Annotated in this window: 20 protein-coding genes and 2 tRNA genes; 11 read left to right on the forward strand and 11 right to left on the reverse strand. The window is 71.7% G+C overall.

Going from position 1 to position 13,512, the window contains the following annotated elements; translation table 11 throughout:
• Positions 1–46: 46 nt before the first annotated feature.
• Complete coding sequence (locus tag CWN80_RS15480) at positions 47–871, forward strand: copper resistance protein CopC (protein WP_128276761.1); 825 nt, start codon at positions 47–49, stop codon at positions 869–871.
• A gap of 57 nt (positions 872–928) precedes the next feature.
• On the opposite strand, the gene CWN80_RS01555 is transcribed toward CWN80_RS15480, so the two are convergent.
• The 3 genes from CWN80_RS01555 to bcp form a co-directional block, all read right to left on the reverse strand.
• Positions 929–1,001: transfer RNA gene (locus CWN80_RS01555), tRNA-Lys, on the reverse strand.
• A 133-nt stretch (positions 1,002–1,134) separates the two neighbouring features.
• A complete protein-coding gene (locus CWN80_RS01560) occupies positions 1,135–1,437 on the reverse strand; it encodes a DUF3618 domain-containing protein (RefSeq protein ID WP_007929816.1) in 303 nt (100 codons plus the stop codon).
• Positions 1,438–1,452: 15 nt separating this feature from the next.
• Entirely contained in the window at positions 1,453–1,923 is a 471-nt protein-coding gene (gene bcp, locus CWN80_RS01565; protein WP_007929815.1) for a thioredoxin-dependent thiol peroxidase, read from the reverse strand.
• Positions 1,924–2,018: 95 nt separating this feature from the next.
• Here bcp and CWN80_RS01570 point away from each other — a divergent pair, with 95 nt between their 5' ends.
• Genes CWN80_RS01570 through CWN80_RS01585 form a run of 4 tightly spaced genes read left to right on the forward strand, consistent with a single transcriptional unit; the run spans position 2,019 to position 4,519 of the window.
• On the forward strand, positions 2,019–2,705 hold the full coding sequence (locus CWN80_RS01570; protein ID WP_128276762.1) for an energy-coupling factor ABC transporter permease: 687 nt from the start codon (positions 2,019–2,021) through the stop codon (positions 2,703–2,705).
• Positions 2,702–3,001: a PDGLE domain-containing protein gene (locus tag CWN80_RS01575; protein ID WP_040881781.1), complete on the forward strand. Its 300-nt coding sequence runs from the start codon at positions 2,702–2,704 to the stop codon at positions 2,999–3,001. Before CWN80_RS01570 ends, CWN80_RS01575 begins: the two co-directional genes overlap by 4 nt.
• Before the next feature lies 1 nt (position 3,002).
• The gene (gene cbiQ, locus CWN80_RS01580; RefSeq protein ID WP_007929813.1) at positions 3,003–3,764 is read left to right on the forward strand and encodes a cobalt ECF transporter T component CbiQ; all 762 of its coding nucleotides are present in this window, start codon (positions 3,003–3,005) and stop codon (positions 3,762–3,764) included.
• Positions 3,761–4,519 carry an energy-coupling factor ABC transporter ATP-binding protein gene (locus tag CWN80_RS01585; protein WP_007929812.1) on the forward strand — a complete coding sequence of 253 codons (759 nt, stop codon included), beginning with the start codon at positions 3,761–3,763 and terminating at the stop codon, positions 4,517–4,519. The genes cbiQ and CWN80_RS01585 overlap by 4 nt, the downstream gene beginning before the upstream one ends.
• Positions 4,520–4,528: 9 nt before the next feature.
• Here CWN80_RS01585 and CWN80_RS01590 read toward each other — a convergent pair whose 3' ends face one another.
• Positions 4,529–4,987 carry an OsmC family protein gene (locus CWN80_RS01590; RefSeq protein WP_007929811.1) on the reverse strand — a complete coding sequence of 153 codons (459 nt, stop codon included), beginning with the start codon at positions 4,985–4,987 and terminating at the stop codon, positions 4,529–4,531.
• Between the two features lie 54 nt (positions 4,988–5,041).
• Between CWN80_RS01590 and CWN80_RS01595 the strand changes: the two genes are divergently transcribed.
• The 3 genes from CWN80_RS01595 (at position 5,042) to CWN80_RS01605 (ending at position 5,928) form a co-directional block, all read left to right on the forward strand.
• Positions 5,042–5,515 (forward strand): HNH endonuclease signature motif containing protein, encoded by a 474-nt coding sequence (locus CWN80_RS01595; protein ID WP_007929810.1) that lies wholly within the window; start codon positions 5,042–5,044, stop codon positions 5,513–5,515.
• 13 nt (positions 5,516–5,528) lie between these two features.
• A tRNA-Leu gene (locus CWN80_RS01600) sits at positions 5,529–5,610 on the forward strand.
• 51 nt (positions 5,611–5,661) lie between these two features.
• On the forward strand, positions 5,662–5,928 hold the full coding sequence (locus CWN80_RS01605) for a hypothetical protein (protein WP_007929808.1): 267 nt from the start codon (positions 5,662–5,664) through the stop codon (positions 5,926–5,928).
• Between the two features lie 150 nt (positions 5,929–6,078).
• Here the strand turns inward: CWN80_RS01605 and rdgB are convergent, their stop codons facing one another.
• Positions 6,079–6,720 (reverse strand): RdgB/HAM1 family non-canonical purine NTP pyrophosphatase, encoded by a 642-nt coding sequence (gene rdgB, locus CWN80_RS01610; RefSeq protein ID WP_007928210.1) that lies wholly within the window; start codon positions 6,718–6,720, stop codon positions 6,079–6,081.
• Positions 6,717–7,475, reverse strand: a complete 759-nt coding sequence (rph, locus tag CWN80_RS01615; RefSeq protein ID WP_128276764.1) for a ribonuclease PH — start codon at positions 7,473–7,475, stop codon at positions 6,717–6,719. Before rph ends, rdgB begins: the two co-directional genes overlap by 4 nt.
• A 42-nt stretch (positions 7,476–7,517) precedes the next feature.
• Between rph and CWN80_RS01620 the strand changes: the two genes are divergently transcribed.
• On the forward strand, positions 7,518–8,372 hold the full coding sequence (locus CWN80_RS01620) for an alpha/beta hydrolase family protein (RefSeq protein WP_007928205.1): 855 nt from the start codon (positions 7,518–7,520) through the stop codon (positions 8,370–8,372).
• On the opposite strand, the gene CWN80_RS01625 is transcribed toward CWN80_RS01620, so the two are convergent.
• The gene (locus CWN80_RS01625; protein WP_007928204.1) at positions 8,369–9,406 is read right to left on the reverse strand and encodes a S66 family peptidase; all 1,038 of its coding nucleotides are present in this window, start codon (positions 9,404–9,406) and stop codon (positions 8,369–8,371) included. The genes CWN80_RS01620 and CWN80_RS01625 overlap by 4 nt on opposite strands.
• A gap of 50 nt (positions 9,407–9,456) precedes the next feature.
• Here CWN80_RS01625 and CWN80_RS01630 point away from each other — a divergent pair, with 50 nt between their 5' ends.
• Positions 9,457–9,645 (forward strand): HAD family hydrolase, encoded by a 189-nt coding sequence (locus CWN80_RS01630; RefSeq protein WP_007928202.1) that lies wholly within the window; start codon positions 9,457–9,459, stop codon positions 9,643–9,645.
• Between the two features lie 13 nt (positions 9,646–9,658).
• On the opposite strand, the gene CWN80_RS01635 is transcribed toward CWN80_RS01630, so the two are convergent.
• Genes CWN80_RS01635 through clpS form a run of 4 tightly spaced genes read right to left on the reverse strand, consistent with a single transcriptional unit; the run spans position 9,659 to position 12,151 of the window.
• Positions 9,659–10,426, reverse strand: a complete 768-nt coding sequence (locus tag CWN80_RS01635) for an MBL fold metallo-hydrolase (protein ID WP_007928200.1) — start codon at positions 10,424–10,426, stop codon at positions 9,659–9,661.
• The gene (gene murI, locus CWN80_RS01640) at positions 10,423–11,235 is read right to left on the reverse strand and encodes a glutamate racemase (protein ID WP_007928198.1); all 813 of its coding nucleotides are present in this window, start codon (positions 11,233–11,235) and stop codon (positions 10,423–10,425) included. The genes CWN80_RS01635 and murI overlap by 4 nt, the downstream gene beginning before the upstream one ends.
• Entirely contained in the window at positions 11,232–11,861 is a 630-nt protein-coding gene (locus CWN80_RS01645) for a DUF2017 domain-containing protein (protein ID WP_007928197.1), read from the reverse strand. The genes murI and CWN80_RS01645 overlap by 4 nt, the downstream gene beginning before the upstream one ends.
• On the reverse strand, positions 11,861–12,151 hold the full coding sequence (gene clpS, locus CWN80_RS01650) for an ATP-dependent Clp protease adapter ClpS (RefSeq protein ID WP_007928196.1): 291 nt from the start codon (positions 12,149–12,151) through the stop codon (positions 11,861–11,863). Before clpS ends, CWN80_RS01645 begins: the two co-directional genes overlap by 1 nt.
• A 15-nt stretch (positions 12,152–12,166) precedes the next feature.
• On the opposite strand from clpS, the gene CWN80_RS01655 reads away from it, so the two are divergent.
• The gene (locus CWN80_RS01655; protein ID WP_128276766.1) at positions 12,167–13,489 is read left to right on the forward strand and encodes a nicotinate phosphoribosyltransferase; all 1,323 of its coding nucleotides are present in this window, start codon (positions 12,167–12,169) and stop codon (positions 13,487–13,489) included.
• The last annotated feature ends 23 nt before the right edge of the window (positions 13,490–13,512 follow it).

The raw sequence follows: 13,512 nt of genomic DNA on the forward strand, positions 1-13,512 counted from the left end.
CACCCACCTCCCGGGTCCGTACAGGCGGATCGGGCACGATGGCAGGGTGATCACCACCGACCGCCCCCATCCCCCCTTCGTCCGTGTCGCGACCGTCCTCGCCGCCCTCGCCGCGCTGCTCCTCGCCGCGCTCGTCGCGGCGCCCCCGGCAGCCGCGCACGCCCGGCTCGAGGCGTCCAGCCCCAAGGACGGCTCGACCCTCACGGCCACGCCGCCGGAGGTGATGCTGCGCTTCAACGAGCCGGTCAAGGACGGGCTCAACCAGGTGAGCGTCAAGAGCGGCTCGACCGACGTCACCGACGGGGACCTCGAGCTCGCGGGCAACACGGTCTACCAGCCGCTCAAGACGGTCATCGACGCCGGCGACTACACGATCACGTACAAGGTCGTCAGCGCAGACGGGCACCCGATCAGCGGATCGGTGAAGTTCACCTACGCCCCGCCGGAGGGCGACCAGGGTGCGGGCGAGCCGACGACCTCGGCGACGTCGGGGACCTCGAGCGACGCGCCGAGCAGCTCGTCGTCGACCTCCGGCACGACCCCGCCCCCCGCCTCGAGCACGTCGGAGCCGACGACCCCCTCCTCCACGCAGGAGCCGAGCACGAGCAGCTCCACCTCGCCCGAGGAGAGCGCCTCGACCAGCCCGACGGACGGCGAGACCGCTCCGTCGCTGCCCGACGACTCCGGGACGACCGACGACGCCGCAGGCGAGGAGGCGACCACCGACGACGACTCCGGCACGCCGTGGTGGGCTTGGGCGGCCGGCCTCGGCGGCCTGCTCGTCATCCTGGCCGGCATCGGCCTGCTCCTGCGCGGCCGCCGGGACCCCGGCGACGCCGAGGAGATCGACCTCGACGAGTGGCGCGACTGACCCACGGCACCACGACGAAGGGCCCCACCGCGATGCGGTGGGGCCCTTCGTGATCTGTGCGCCAACAGGGACTCGAACCCCGAACCCGCTGATTAAGAGTCAGCTGCTCTGCCAATTGAGCTATTGGCGCGCGAGGAGAGACATTAGCACCACGATGCCGCGGAGACGAAATCGACGCCACGACAAGGCATCCGGCGCCTGACCACGGCATGACGAAGGGCGGACCCCGCCGGGGAACCGCCCCTCGTCACGCTGTGGTGAGGTCACCAGGAGCGCTTGGCGCGCTGCCGCTCCCACTTCTTGTGCTTGCGGTTGGTCGAGATGATCTTCAGGACGATCAGGCCCGCGACGGCAGCCGCCGCGATCGCGACACGGTCCATCCGCAGCTCGCCCGACTCGGTGCGCGTCGCCTGCGCGAAGGAGGCCTTGGCCTGCTCCTTCTGGCGGGCCACGACGTTCTTGGGCGCAGCCCGGACCGTCAGCTCGTCGATCGTCTGGGCGAGCCGGTCACGGGTCGTCACGATGTCGTTCTCGAGCTTGGTCATGCTCGGGTTGTCATTGCTCACGTGGGGGTTCCGTCCTTACTCGATGCCGAGGTCGCGGCGGATGCGGGCCACGTGGCCCGTCGCCTTGACGTTGTACTGGGCGTGGGTGACCACGCCATCTTCTCCGACGACGATCGTAGAGCGGATGACGCCCTGGACCGTCTTGCCGTACAACTTCTTCTCACCATAGGCGCCCCAGGCGGTCATCACCGCCTTGTCCGCGTCGGAGAGGAGCGTGATCGTCAGCCCGTCGCGCTCGCGAAACTTCGCGAGCTTCGCCGGCTGATCCGGGGAGATGCCGATGACCTCGGTGTCGGCGGCGCGCAGCGCCTCGAGCGAGTCGCTGAAGTCGCACGCCTGCTTGGTGCAACCCGGGGTCATCGCCGCCGGGTAGAAGTAGACGATGACCCGCTTGCCGCGGAAGTCGCTCAGGGAGACCTCGGTCCCGGTGTCGTCGGGGAGGGTGAAGTCCGGCGCTTGGTCGCCCGGGCTGAGTCGCTCGCCCATCTCGCCTCGCTCTCTGTGGCACTGCGCGTGCCCTATGGTCGGTGGACGCTCTGCCCCGAACCTATCCCAGAGCCCCGCGCTGCCGAAGGAGTCACATGCACGTCCCCGACGGATTCCTCGACGTCCCGACATCGGTCGCGACCGGCGTCGTGGCGGCCGCCGGCGTGACCCTCGCGCTGCGCCGCAGCCGCGGCGAGGTCGACGACCGGGTCGCTCCCCTCGCCGGGCTCGTCGCGACCTTCGTCTTCGCGGCCCAGATGCTCAACTTCCCCGTGGGAGCGGGCACCTCAGGCCACCTCATCGGCGGTGCCCTCGCGGCCGTGCTCGTCGGGCCGTGGGTCGCGACGCTGTGCCTCACGGTCGTCCTGCTCGTGCAGGCGCTCGTCTTCGCCGACGGCGGGCTGACGGCGCTCGGCACCAATGTCGTCCTCATGGCGATCGTCGGCGTCTGGGTCGGCTGGGCCGTCTTTGCGGCGGCCCGACGGGTGCTGCCGGCTCGCACCGGGAGCGTGCCAGTGGCCGCGTCCGTCGGCGCACTGGTGTCCGTGCCGGCCGCCGCCGCCGTCTTCACCGGGCTCTTCGCGATCGGCGGCACGGCCCCGGTCGAGCTGGGGGCGCTGCTGACGGCGATGCTCTCGTGGCACGTCGTCATCGGGATCGGTGAGGCCGTCATCACGGGTCTCGTGGTCTCCGCCGTCCTGTCGGTGCGACCCGACCTCGTGCACGGGGCCCCGCAACCCGTCGAGCCGCACCTCCGCGCGGACGAGGCGGTCGCCCGATGAGGCAGCGCGTCTCCACCCGCACCCTCGTGGTCGCCGGCCTCGCCGTCTGCCTGTTGCTCGCGGCCGTGGTGAGCGCCTGGGCCTCGGGCCACCCCGACGGGCTCGAGCACGTCGCCGAGACCCTCGGCTTCGCCGACTCCGCCGGCGACCACGCCGCCGAGGGGTCTCCCTTCGCCGACTACGGGACGAAGGGGGTCGACGGCCCGCTCTCCGGCGGCCTGGCCGGGGTCGTCGGCGTCGCGCTGACCGCCGCCGTCATGTGGCTCGTGCTGCGTCTCGTGCGCCGCCGCGACTGAGGTGGCCGGACCGCACCACCACGCGCTGGCCCACCACGGCCGGTCCTGGTTGCACCGAGCACCGGCCCACCTGAAGATCGTCGCCACGCTGCTCTTCGTCGTCGCGGTCGTCGCGACGCCGCGGGAGGCGGTGTGGGCCTTCGGGGTGCACGCGGCGCTCCTCCTCACGACGGTGCTCGTCAGTCGCGTCCCCGTGCGGCACCTGGCTCCCCGACTGCTCGTCGAGGTGCCCTTCGTCGTCTTCGCCGTGCTCATGCCCTTCGTCGCGACGGGGCCGAGGACCGACGTCGGGCCGCTGTCCCTCTCGGTCGCCGGCCTGTGGGGCGCGTGGGGTCTCCTCGCGAAGGGCACGCTCGGGGTCGGCGCCTCGCTGCTGCTCGCTGCCACCACTCCCCCGGCCGACGTCGTCGCCGGCCTGGCCCGACTGCGGCTGCCCGCACAGCTCGTCCTCATCCTCGGCTTCATGGTCCGCTACACCGACGTCGTCGGCGGCCAGCTGCAGGCGATGCGGGTGGCCCGCGAGTCGCGCGGCTTCCGCGGCGGCGGACTGCGCTCGTGGCCGGTCCTCGCGGGCATCGCCGGCGCGCTCTTCATCCGCTCGTACGAGCGGGGCGAGCGAGTGCACCTCGCGATGCTCTCGCGTGGCCACGACGGGCGCCTGCGCGTCGACCGGACGCCCGTGCCCGCCTCGACCTGGGTCCTCGCGATGCTGCTGCCCCTGGCCGCGGGCACGGTGCTCGTCTGCGCGATGATGACCTCGTGAGCACGCCCGTCATCGACCTGCGCGGGGTCCGGCACACCTACCCGGACGGGCACCGTGCTCTCGACGGCGTCGACCTGCACATCCACCCCGGTGAGCGGGTGGCCCTGCTCGGGCCCAACGGCGCGGGCAAGACGACGCTCGTGCTCCACCTCAACGGCATCCTCACCCCGACGAGCGGGTCGGTCGCCGTCTCGGGGCTGCCCGTGGTCCGTGAGCACCTGCTCGACGTGCGCCGGCGGGTCGGCATCGTCTTCCAGGACCCCGACGACCAGCTCTTCATGACGACCGTCGCGCAGGACGTCGCCTTCGGCCCGCGCAACCTCGGGCTCTCGGCGGACGAGGTCGACGCCCGGGTCGAGGAGGCCCTGACCGACGTCGGGATGCTCGACGTCGCCGACCGGCCCCCGCACCACCTGTCCTTCGGGCAGAAGCGGCGGGTCGCGGTCGCGACGGTGCTCGCGATGCGCCCGGAGATCCTCGTGCTCGACGAGCCGAGCAGCAACCTCGACCCGGCCTCGCGTCGCGAGCTCGCCGAGATCGTCGACGGCCTCGACATCACGGTGCTCATGGTGACGCACGACCTGCCGTACGCCCTCCAGCTGTGCGAGCGCTCGGTCGTGCTCTCCGAAGGGAGGATGGTCGCCGACGCCGCGACGCGCGAGGTGCTCTCGGACGGCGAGCTCATGGCGGCGCACCGGCTGGAGCTGCCCTACGGCTTCGACCCGCGGTCGGTGCCGGGGCGCACGCCCGGCTGACCGGTGCGATCAGTCGGTGATGCCGACGAAGGTCGGCTCGAGGACGATCTCGCTGCGCAGGCTCTGCGCGATGAAGCACTCCCTGTGGGCGACCTCGACGAGCCGCTCGACCTTGGCGCGGGGGGCCGGGGCAGCGAGGGTGATGTGCGGACGCAGGACGATGCGCGTCACCCACATCGGCCGCTCGCCCTCCGCCATCTCCCCCACCGCCTCGTCCCGGTAGTCGACCACGTCGAGGCGGGCCCGGGCGGCGACGGCGAGGAAGGAGAGCATCTGGCAGCTGCTCGCCGCCGCGACGAGGAGCTGCTCGGGGTTGGGCAGGCTGGCGTCGCCCCGGAAGGCAGCGTCGCTGCTCGCGTGCGTCGTCATCGACGCCATCGTCAGCTCGTGCTCGCGGGAGTAGTCGTCGTAGCCGACGCCCGTCGAGCCCGACCAGGCGAGGGTCGTGGTGAAGGAGTGGTCGCTCACCGGGCACCTCCTTGAGCGAGAATCGTTGTCGGTGGTCAACTCTAGAGTTCCCTCATGGGGAGGAAGTACACAAAGGAACTGCTGGAAGAGGCTGCTGCCAACTCGACTTCGGTTCCGGGGATTCTCAGATACCTGGGGTTGAGGCAAGCCGGAGGCACCCAGGCCCATATAGGACGCATGCTGAAGAAGCTCGAAGTGGACACGTCTCACTTCACGCAACGTGGTCTGCCTCCCACGAGACCTCCACTGACGGCGGCACAGATCCTCGTCCGGAAGCCTCGCGACGCAAACCGGACCAAGCCTGAGCAACTCCGACGTGCGCTCAATGAGATCGGTCGGCCGTACGTGTGCGAGATGTGCGGGTGCGATGGAAACTGGCAAGGCCACACCATCTCGTTGCATGTTGATCACATCGACGGCGACATGACGAACAACGTGCCTGAAAACGTCCGCTACCTATGTCCGAACTGCCATTCCACAACCGAAACGTTCGCCGGCCGACAGAAGGGTCGCTACACCAGCGCCTAGACTGCACGACCGAGCCGAAGTGGCGGAAATGGCAGACGCGCGGCACTTAGGATGCCGTGTCCACGGGCGTGCGGGTTCAAGTCCCGCCTTCGGCACAAGAGATTTTGAGTGGAGGACTGGACCGTGTCAGAGCGACCGGAGATCGTGTGCATCTGCGGTTCGCAGATGACCTGCGTAGGGCACACCGGGATCTGACCCTCTCGGGACTCATCGCCCTCATGCCCGGCGAGATCGACGGGGAGGTCACCAGCGACCAGAATGCCATGCTGAACGCACTCCACCTGCGCAAGATCGACCTCGCCTACAGGGTGCTCGTGGTCAACCCGGGCGGGTACATCGGCGAGTCCACTCGCTCAGAGATTGCCTACGCTCGCGCCACCGAAACGCCTGTCTCGTTCACCGACCCCCTCTGAATGGTCAGCCTTGCGTGGGCACGCTCCCAGATCGGCCCCTAGCCGCGCTTTAGCCTCGAGACGCGGGTCCGGGCAGGTTTCGAGGCTCGGCCGCGGGCGGCCTCGCACCTCAACCAGCGCGGTGATTCCGGCCGCGGGCGGCCTCGCACCTCAACCAGCGTGGGGCGTCAGGTGCTCGCGCAGCAGCGGGACCATGGCGCGGAGGGCACGGCCGCGGTGGCTGATCGCATTCTTTTCCACGTCGGTGTACTGCGCCAGGGTGCGGGTGTCGCCGTCGGGGACGAAGATCGGGTCGTAGCCAAACCCGTTGTCCCCCACCGGCTCCCGCACGATGACCCCGGGGACCTCCCCTTCGCTCGTCACGGTGGTGCCGCCGGGGATCGCGAGGACAGCCGCACAGCGGAAGGCCGCCCGGCGGTGCTCGTCGGGCACGTCAGCGAGCTGGTCGAGCAGGAGCTGGAGGTTGCGGCGGTCCTTCTCGGCCCGCGGCAGGTCCGTCCCCTCGTGCAGACCCGACCACCGCGCGGAGAAGATGCCCGGGCTGCCGCCGAGCACCTCGACGGCCAGGCCGGAGTCGTCGGCGAGCGCGGGCAGCGAGGTGCGCATCGCGACGTGCTCGGCCTTCAGGCGCGCATTGCCGGCGAAGGTCACCTCGGTCTCCGGGATCTCGCCGACCTCGGGGAAGGCGGCCATCGAGACGATCTCGAGGCCCAGGTCCGCCTCGCCGAGGATCTGCTGCAGCTCGTGAACCTTGTGCTCGTTGTGCGTCGCGAGGACGACCCGCTGGGTCACAGCACGCGCTCCCGCGGGGTCTCGGCGAGGGCCTCCTGCTGCTTCTCGGTGAGCGCGGCGCAGCCGGTCGTCGCGAGGTCGAGCAGCTCGCCCAGGAGCGCCCGGTCGAAGGGAGCGCCCTCCGCCGTGCCCTGCACCTCGATGAACTCGCCGGTGCCGGTCATGACGACATTCATGTCGGTCTCGGCGGTGGAGTCCTCGGGGTAGTCGAGGTCGCAGACCGCGCGGCCGTCGACGACGCCGACCGAGACCGCGGCGAGCGAGCCGGTGAGCGGCGTCGCGCCGGCCGGTATCAGGCCACGGCTGCGGGCGTCCTCGACGGCGTCGACGAGGGCGACGTAGGCGCCCGTGATGGCCGCAGTGCGGGTGCCACCGTCGGCCTGCAGGACATCGCAGTCGAGGACGATCGTGTTTTCCCCCAGCGCCTTGGTGTCGATGACCGCGCGCAGGCTGCGGCCGATGAGGCGGGAGATCTCGTGGGTGCGGCCGCCGACCTTGCCCTTGCGCGAGTCGCGCCCGCTGCGGGTGTTGGTCGAGCGCGGCAGCATCTCGTACTCGGCGGTGACCCAGCCGGTGCCCTGGCCCTTGAGCCAGCGCGGCACCCCCGCCTCGAAGCTCGCGGCGACGAGCACCCGGGTGCGGCCGAACTCTACGAGCACCGAGCCCTCGGCGTGGTCGAGCCAGTTGCGCGTGATGCGCACCTCGCGCAGCTGCTCGGGGGTGCGTCCGTCGTGCCGGGGGGTGGTGTCAGTCATGCGCTCAGGCTAACGATCCACGACGGCCGTAGGCTCACCGCCGTGGACAAGCACAGCGACATCACCCTGCCCGGTGGCGCGACGACGACCCTGCACGTCGCGGGGACCGAGGCGACGTCCGCTCCCTTCGTCCTCGTCATGCCGGCCATGGGGGTGCCGGCGGGCTATTACGGCCCCTTCGTCGACGAGCTCGCCCGGCACGGCCTGGCCGCCGGCGTCGCCGACTACACCGGCCAGGACGAGTCGCTGCCGCACGTCGGCCGCGGACGCGACCTCGGCTACGACGACCTCGCCCACGGCTGGCTGCCGGCAGTCGTGGACGCCGTCCGCCGGCAGCACGACGGCCCGGTCGTCGCCCTGGGGCACTCCCTCGGCGGTCACGTCCTCGCTGCGCACCTCGCCGGCCCGACGCCCGCAGTCGACGCCGCCGTGCTCATCGGGTCGGGGACGCCGCACTGGCGGGCGCAGCAAGGGGTCAAGACGCTCGCGCAGACGCAGCTCATCGCGGTGATCTCGCGGCTGTGCGGCTTCTGGCCCGGCGCGCGCCTCGGCTTCGGCGGGACGCAGGCGGTGACCCTGATGCGCGAGTGGGCGGCCTTCTCCCGCACCGGACGCCTGGCTCCCGGGGGTCGCAACATCGCGTCGGAACTCGCCGAGCGCACCCTGCCGCTGCTCGTCGTCGACCTCGACAACGACACCCTCGCACCCCCGGCTGCCGTCGACGAACTCGTCGAGCTCTTCGCGAGCGCCGACGTCGAGCGCTTCACCTTCACCAAGGCAGCGGACGCCCCGGGCAAGGCGGTCAACCACTACAGCTTCGCCCGCTCCCCCGAAATCATCGGCGAGCGGATCGCCGCCTGGGTCACCGGACGGGTCGGCGAGCGCGCACGACCTTAGGGCGATGCGGTCCGGCGGGCGAGGTCCTGGGTGACCCGTTGGGTCTCCGGGCCCACCTCGACCCGGGTGGGGACCCCGAGGACGAGCGGCATCTGCGGCTGCTGGTGCCCCACGTCGGCGTCGAGCACGACGGGCACATCGAGCCCACCGAGGGCGTCGCGCACCGCCTCGTGCTGGGTCAGGGTCGGCGCATCGGGTGCAGGCGTGCGGCCGATGACGACGCCGGCGCACCGGTCGAACCACCCCGCCAACCGCAGCCCGTGCAGGCAGCGGGCGATCTCGAAGGCATTGCCCTCCGCGGCCTCGAGCAGGACCACGGGCGGCTGCTCCTGCACCTGCGCCCACGACCACACGTCGCCGAAGGGAGTCCCCGCCAGCGGCGAGAGCACCTCGATGCACCCGCCGATCAACGGCCCGGCGAAGCTCGCGGACTCCCCCTCGAGCAGAGACCACCCGGTGGGCTCGGTGAGCGTCAACTCGTCGACGCCCGGGTCGGCCTCGTAGTCGTCCCAACCGGCGGCGCGGCGGTGCGTGGCGGCGGTCTGGGTGAGCCCGCCACCTTCGGCCATGGCCACGTCGAGCCAGTGAAGGTGACCGGGAGCCGGGGCGTAGGGCGTGTCCATGAGGTTGCTGCCGTGCAGCGTCGCCCAGCCGGCCCGCAACGTGAGCGGCAGCATCGTCGTGGTCGTGTCGGAGAAGCCGACGTACCAGGTCGGGTCGCACTGCGAGAGCAGGTCGAGGTCGAGCCACGGGAGGACGTCAATGCCCGTTTCTCCGCCCCACGGCGGGACGACGGCGGCGACGTCCGGGTCGACCAGCAGGGCCATGAGCTCGTCCGCCCGCGCCTCCCTCGACGCGGAGACGTGGTCGCCGCCCCTGAGACAGACCCCTTCGACGACCTCGAAGCCGCGCCGCCGCAGCCCGGCGACCGCCAGGTCGAGGCGGGGCTGGAGGGTCGGCGGGACCCCGGAGCTCGGTGCGGTGACCGCGATCGTGTCACCGGGGCGAAGGGGGGTGGGCAGGCGCGCGTCCATGCCGCCAGTCCACCAGTGACCAGCCACCGCGTCGAGTTAGATTGCGGCACATGACGCGACGAGCCATCTGCTTCGACCTCGACGGCACGCTCGTCGACTCCCTGCCGGACATCATCGGGAGCATCGCGGCCGCGATGGTCGAGCACGGGCTGCCCGACCCAGGCGACCCGCCGGTCCGCGCGCTCGTCGGCCTTCCCCTCGAGCACATGTTCACCGCCCTCGCCCGCGACCTCGTCTGACGCTGGGCGACGCTCAGACGTCGTAGGTCGCGTCCGGGCAGGCCAGCTCGACCTCGCCGGGCCACACGGCGGCGGCCTCGGCGCGGCAGACCTCGGGGTCGTTCCACGCGGGGATGTGGGTGAGCATCAGGCGCCCCACTCCCCCGGCGGCGACGGCGGCCTCGGCGGCCCGGCGCCCGGTGAGGTGGATGCCGCGGGCCTCGTCGCGCCCCTCGACGAAGGCTGAGTCGACGAGCACGAGGTCGGCGTCGGCGAAGAGCGGGGTCAGCGCGTCGCACGAATCGGTGTCGCCGCTGTAGGCGAGCACCCGGCCGTCGGCCTCGACGCGGAAGCCGTAGGCCTCGACCGGGTGGTTGACGCGGAAGGCACGCACGACGAAGGGCCCGAGGTGCGTCGGCACGCTCGTGGAGAGCCGGCGGAAGTCGAGGACCCCGGTCATCCCCCCTTCGTCGATCCCCTCGTAGGCCGCGGCCAGCCGCTCGGCCGCACCCGCCGGACCGTAGACCGGGAGGCGGTCGGCGAGCGGGCCCTCCGGCCGGTAGGTGCGGGTGACGTACATGCCGGTGAGGTCGATGCAGTGGTCGGGGTGCAGGTGGCTGACGAAGACGGCGTCGAGGTCAGCCAGGTCGGTGTGCCGCTGCAGCGCCCCGAGCGCGCCGTTGCCGAGGTCGAGCACGATGCGCCAGGTGCGGCCCTCGTGCTCGGCGGTGACGAGATAGCAGGAGGCCGGCGAGTCGGGCCCCGCGAAGGAACCGGAACAACCGACGACGGTGAGCCTCACGACTCTTCTCCCATGTTGCCGAAGACGTCCGCCACCTCGGGGCCGAGGAAGCGGCGGGCCAGGACCCGGAAGCGCTCCGGGTCCCCCGTCGTGGTGAACCCGTGCCCCGGAGCCGACAGCGACCCGGGACGCAGCAGGTCGTGGTCCGCAAGGACACGGTAGACGTCCTTGGCCGTTTCCTCCGCCGATGAGACGAGCGTGACACCCTCCCCCATGACGTAGGAGAGAGCGCCGACGAGGAGCGGGTAGTGGGTGCACCCGAGGACGAGCGTGTCCACCTCCGCCCGACGAAGGGGGTCGAGGTAGCCGCGGGCGACGTCGAGCACCTCCGGCCCGGAGGTCGTGCCCGCCTCGACGAGCTCGACGAAGCGCGCGCAGGGCTGGGAGAAGACCTCGGTGTGCGGGGCCGCCGCGAAGGCATCGAGGTAGGCGCGCGAGCGGTGCGTGCCCTCCGTGGAGATGACCCCGACCTTGTGGTTGCGGGTGGCGAGGACCGCCCGCCGCACGGCCGGGCGGATGACCTCGACGACGGGCACGTCGTAGCGCTCACGGGCGTCGTGGAGCACTGCGGCCGAGGCGGTGTTGCACGCGATGACAAGCAGCTTGACCCCGTGGTCGACGAGCCGGTCGAGACACTCCAGCGCGAACTCACGCGTCTGCGCGATCGGCCTGGGGCCGTAGGGCGCTCGCGCCGTGTCGCCGAGGTAGGCCACCGACTCGTGGGGCAGCTGGTCGATGATCGCCCGGGCCACCGTCAGCCCGCCGAAGCCCGAGTCGAAGACGCCGATCGGCTGGGCGCTCCCGCTCACTCCGGCGCCCCGCCGACGAGGGCCTGGGTGAGCGACTCCTGCAGCCAGGTGAGGAAGTCGTAGACGCCGAGGGCGAAGACGGCGGGGTCGTCCGGGTCGAGCGTCTCGACGAGCTCCTCGAGCCGGGTCGCGTCGTCGTCGGTGCGCAGCCCGAGGCGCTCGCCCATGACGAGACGCACGTCGGTGAGGGCGACGAGCACCTGCGGTGCCTGCGCGCGCGTGACGACCCACCGGTCGGCATCTGCGGCCTCGAGGGTGGTGATCGTCGTCGCCAGGCCCTCGTGCTTGCGCCGCCGCAGACCCTGCTCCGTGAAGCGGCGGAACTCGGCGGCCTCCTGCTCGTCCTCACGGTTGCCCGTCGGGAAGAGCCGGTCGAGTGCCGGGTCGCGGTCGTGGTCGAGGCCGAAGGCCCGGTCGGGCACCTCGACCCCCGGGTCGACGTCCGTCGACAGGTCACCCAGCCCGGCGACGATCGCCTCGAAGGGGTCGGCGGACTCCCCCTTCGTCGTGGCGGCCGGCGCGACGAGGTCCATGACCTGCGCGCACAGGCCGGCGACGACCGCCCGCTCGGTCTCGTCGAGCAGGGCGACCAGGTGGTCGCCGTCCGCGGCAAAGGCCCGCGCCATCACACGTCCTTCTGGAAGGTCGCCCACAGGCCGTAGCCCTGCAGCGCCTCGGTGTCGGTCTCCATCTGCTCCTTGGGACCGGTCGAGACGACCGCCCGCCCCTTGAGGTGCACGTCCATCATGAGCTTCTCCGCCTGCTGCTTCGGGTAGCCGAAGTGCGTCTGGAAGACCCAGGTCACGTACGACATGAGGTTGACAGGGTCGTTCCACACCAACGTGATCCACGGGGTGTCGACGGCCTCGACGACGTCGGGCTCGCTCGTCTCTTGCTCGGCGGGGGCGATGGACACGCCCTCCACCCTAGAGTGGCGCGCGTGACGATCCGACCCAGCACCGCTCTGCTCACCGACCACTACGAGCTGACCATGCTCCAGGCTGCGCTCCACAGCGGCGCCGCGTCGCGGCAGTGCGTCTTCGAGACCTTCGCGCGACGACTGCCCTCCGGCCGTCGCTACGGCGTGCTGGCGGGTGTCGGGCGGGTCCTCGACGCGATCGAGGGCTTCCGCTTCGGCGACGCCGAGCTGGAGCACCTGCGCGCGCACGACGTCGTCGACGTGACGACGCTCGACTTCCTCGCCGACTACCGCTTCGACGGCGACGTGTGGGGCTACGCGGAGGGCGAGACCTACTTCCCCTACTCCCCCGTGCTCGTCGTCGAGTCGGACTTCGCGCACGGCGTGATCCTCGAGACCGTGGTCCTGTCGATCCTCAACCACGACTCCGCCGTCGCCTCGGCCGCGTCGCGGATGACCGGTGCCGCCGGGTCGCGGCCGGTCATCGAGATGGGCAGCCGCCGCACCCACGACGAGGCGGCGGTCGCGGCGGCGCGGGCCGCCTACATCGCCGGCTTCTCGTCCACCTCCAACCTCGAGGCGGGGCGGCGGCACGGCGTGCCGACGGGCGGGACGGCCGCGCACGCCTTCACCCTGCTCCACGAGAGCGAGCGCGAGGCCTTCGAGGCACAGGTCGCCTCGCTCGGGGTCGGCACGACCCTGCTCGTCGACACCTACGACGTGACCGAAGGGGTGCGGACGGCCGTCGAGGTCGCCGGCACCTCGCTCGGTGGGGTGCGCCTCGACTCGGGTGACCTCGTGGTCCAGGCGAGCGAGGTCCGCGAGCAGCTCGACGCGCTGGGTGCGACCGAGACCAAGATCGTCGTGACCTCCGACCTCGACGAGTACGCCATCGCGGCGCTGGCGGCGGCGCCCGTCGACACGTACGGCGTCGGCACCCGCGTGGTGACCGGGTCGGGCCACCCGACGGCGTCGATGGTCTACAAGCTCGTCGCCCGCGAGGACGACGAAGGGCGGATGATCGGCGTCGCCAAGAAGAGCAAGGACAAGCAGTCGGTCGGCGGCCGCAAGTACGCCCTGCGCCGGCGCAACCCGCTCGGTGTCGCCGAGGCGGAGGTGCTCGGCATCGGGGAGCAGCCGGTCGGCGACGGCGACGACCGTGACCTCCTCGTGCGGCTCGTCGAGGGCGGCGAGGTCGTCGGGCACGAGCACGCGAGTCTCGAGGGCGCGCGCGCCCGGCACGAGGCCTCGGTCGCCGAGCTGCCGCGCTCGGCGCACCAGCTGAGCCAGGGTCAGCCGGCGGTCGAGACGGTCTTCCTCACCGAGACGCCGTAGCGGTCTCGACCCACCCTCACAGC

This window comes from Janibacter hoylei PVAS-1 (genome assembly GCF_004025845.1).
GTDB classification, from domain to species: domain Bacteria; phylum Actinomycetota; class Actinomycetes; order Actinomycetales; family Dermatophilaceae; genus Janibacter; species Janibacter hoylei.

Excerpts from the sequence above, each read along its gene's own strand:
- bcp (WP_007929815.1), bottom strand. The coding sequence starts at position 1,923 with ATGGGCGAGCGACTCAGCCCGGGCGACCAAGCGCCGGACTTCACCCTC.
- CWN80_RS01570 (WP_128276762.1), top strand. The coding sequence starts at position 2,019 with ATGCACGTCCCCGACGGATTCCTCGACGTCCCGACATCGGTCGCGACC.
- CWN80_RS01575 (WP_040881781.1), top strand. The coding sequence starts at position 2,702 with ATGAGGCAGCGCGTCTCCACCCGCACCCTCGTGGTCGCCGGCCTCGCC.
- CWN80_RS01595 (WP_007929810.1), top strand. The coding sequence starts at position 5,042 with ATGGGGAGGAAGTACACAAAGGAACTGCTGGAAGAGGCTGCTGCCAAC.
- rph (WP_128276764.1), bottom strand. The coding sequence starts at position 7,475 with ATGACTGACACCACCCCCCGGCACGACGGACGCACCCCCGAGCAGCTG.
- CWN80_RS01625 (WP_007928204.1), bottom strand. The coding sequence starts at position 9,406 with ATGGACGCGCGCCTGCCCACCCCCCTTCGCCCCGGTGACACGATCGCG.
- CWN80_RS01630 (WP_007928202.1), top strand. The coding sequence starts at position 9,457 with ATGACGCGACGAGCCATCTGCTTCGACCTCGACGGCACGCTCGTCGAC.
- CWN80_RS01645 (WP_007928197.1), bottom strand. The coding sequence starts at position 11,861 with ATGGCGCGGGCCTTTGCCGCGGACGGCGACCACCTGGTCGCCCTGCTC.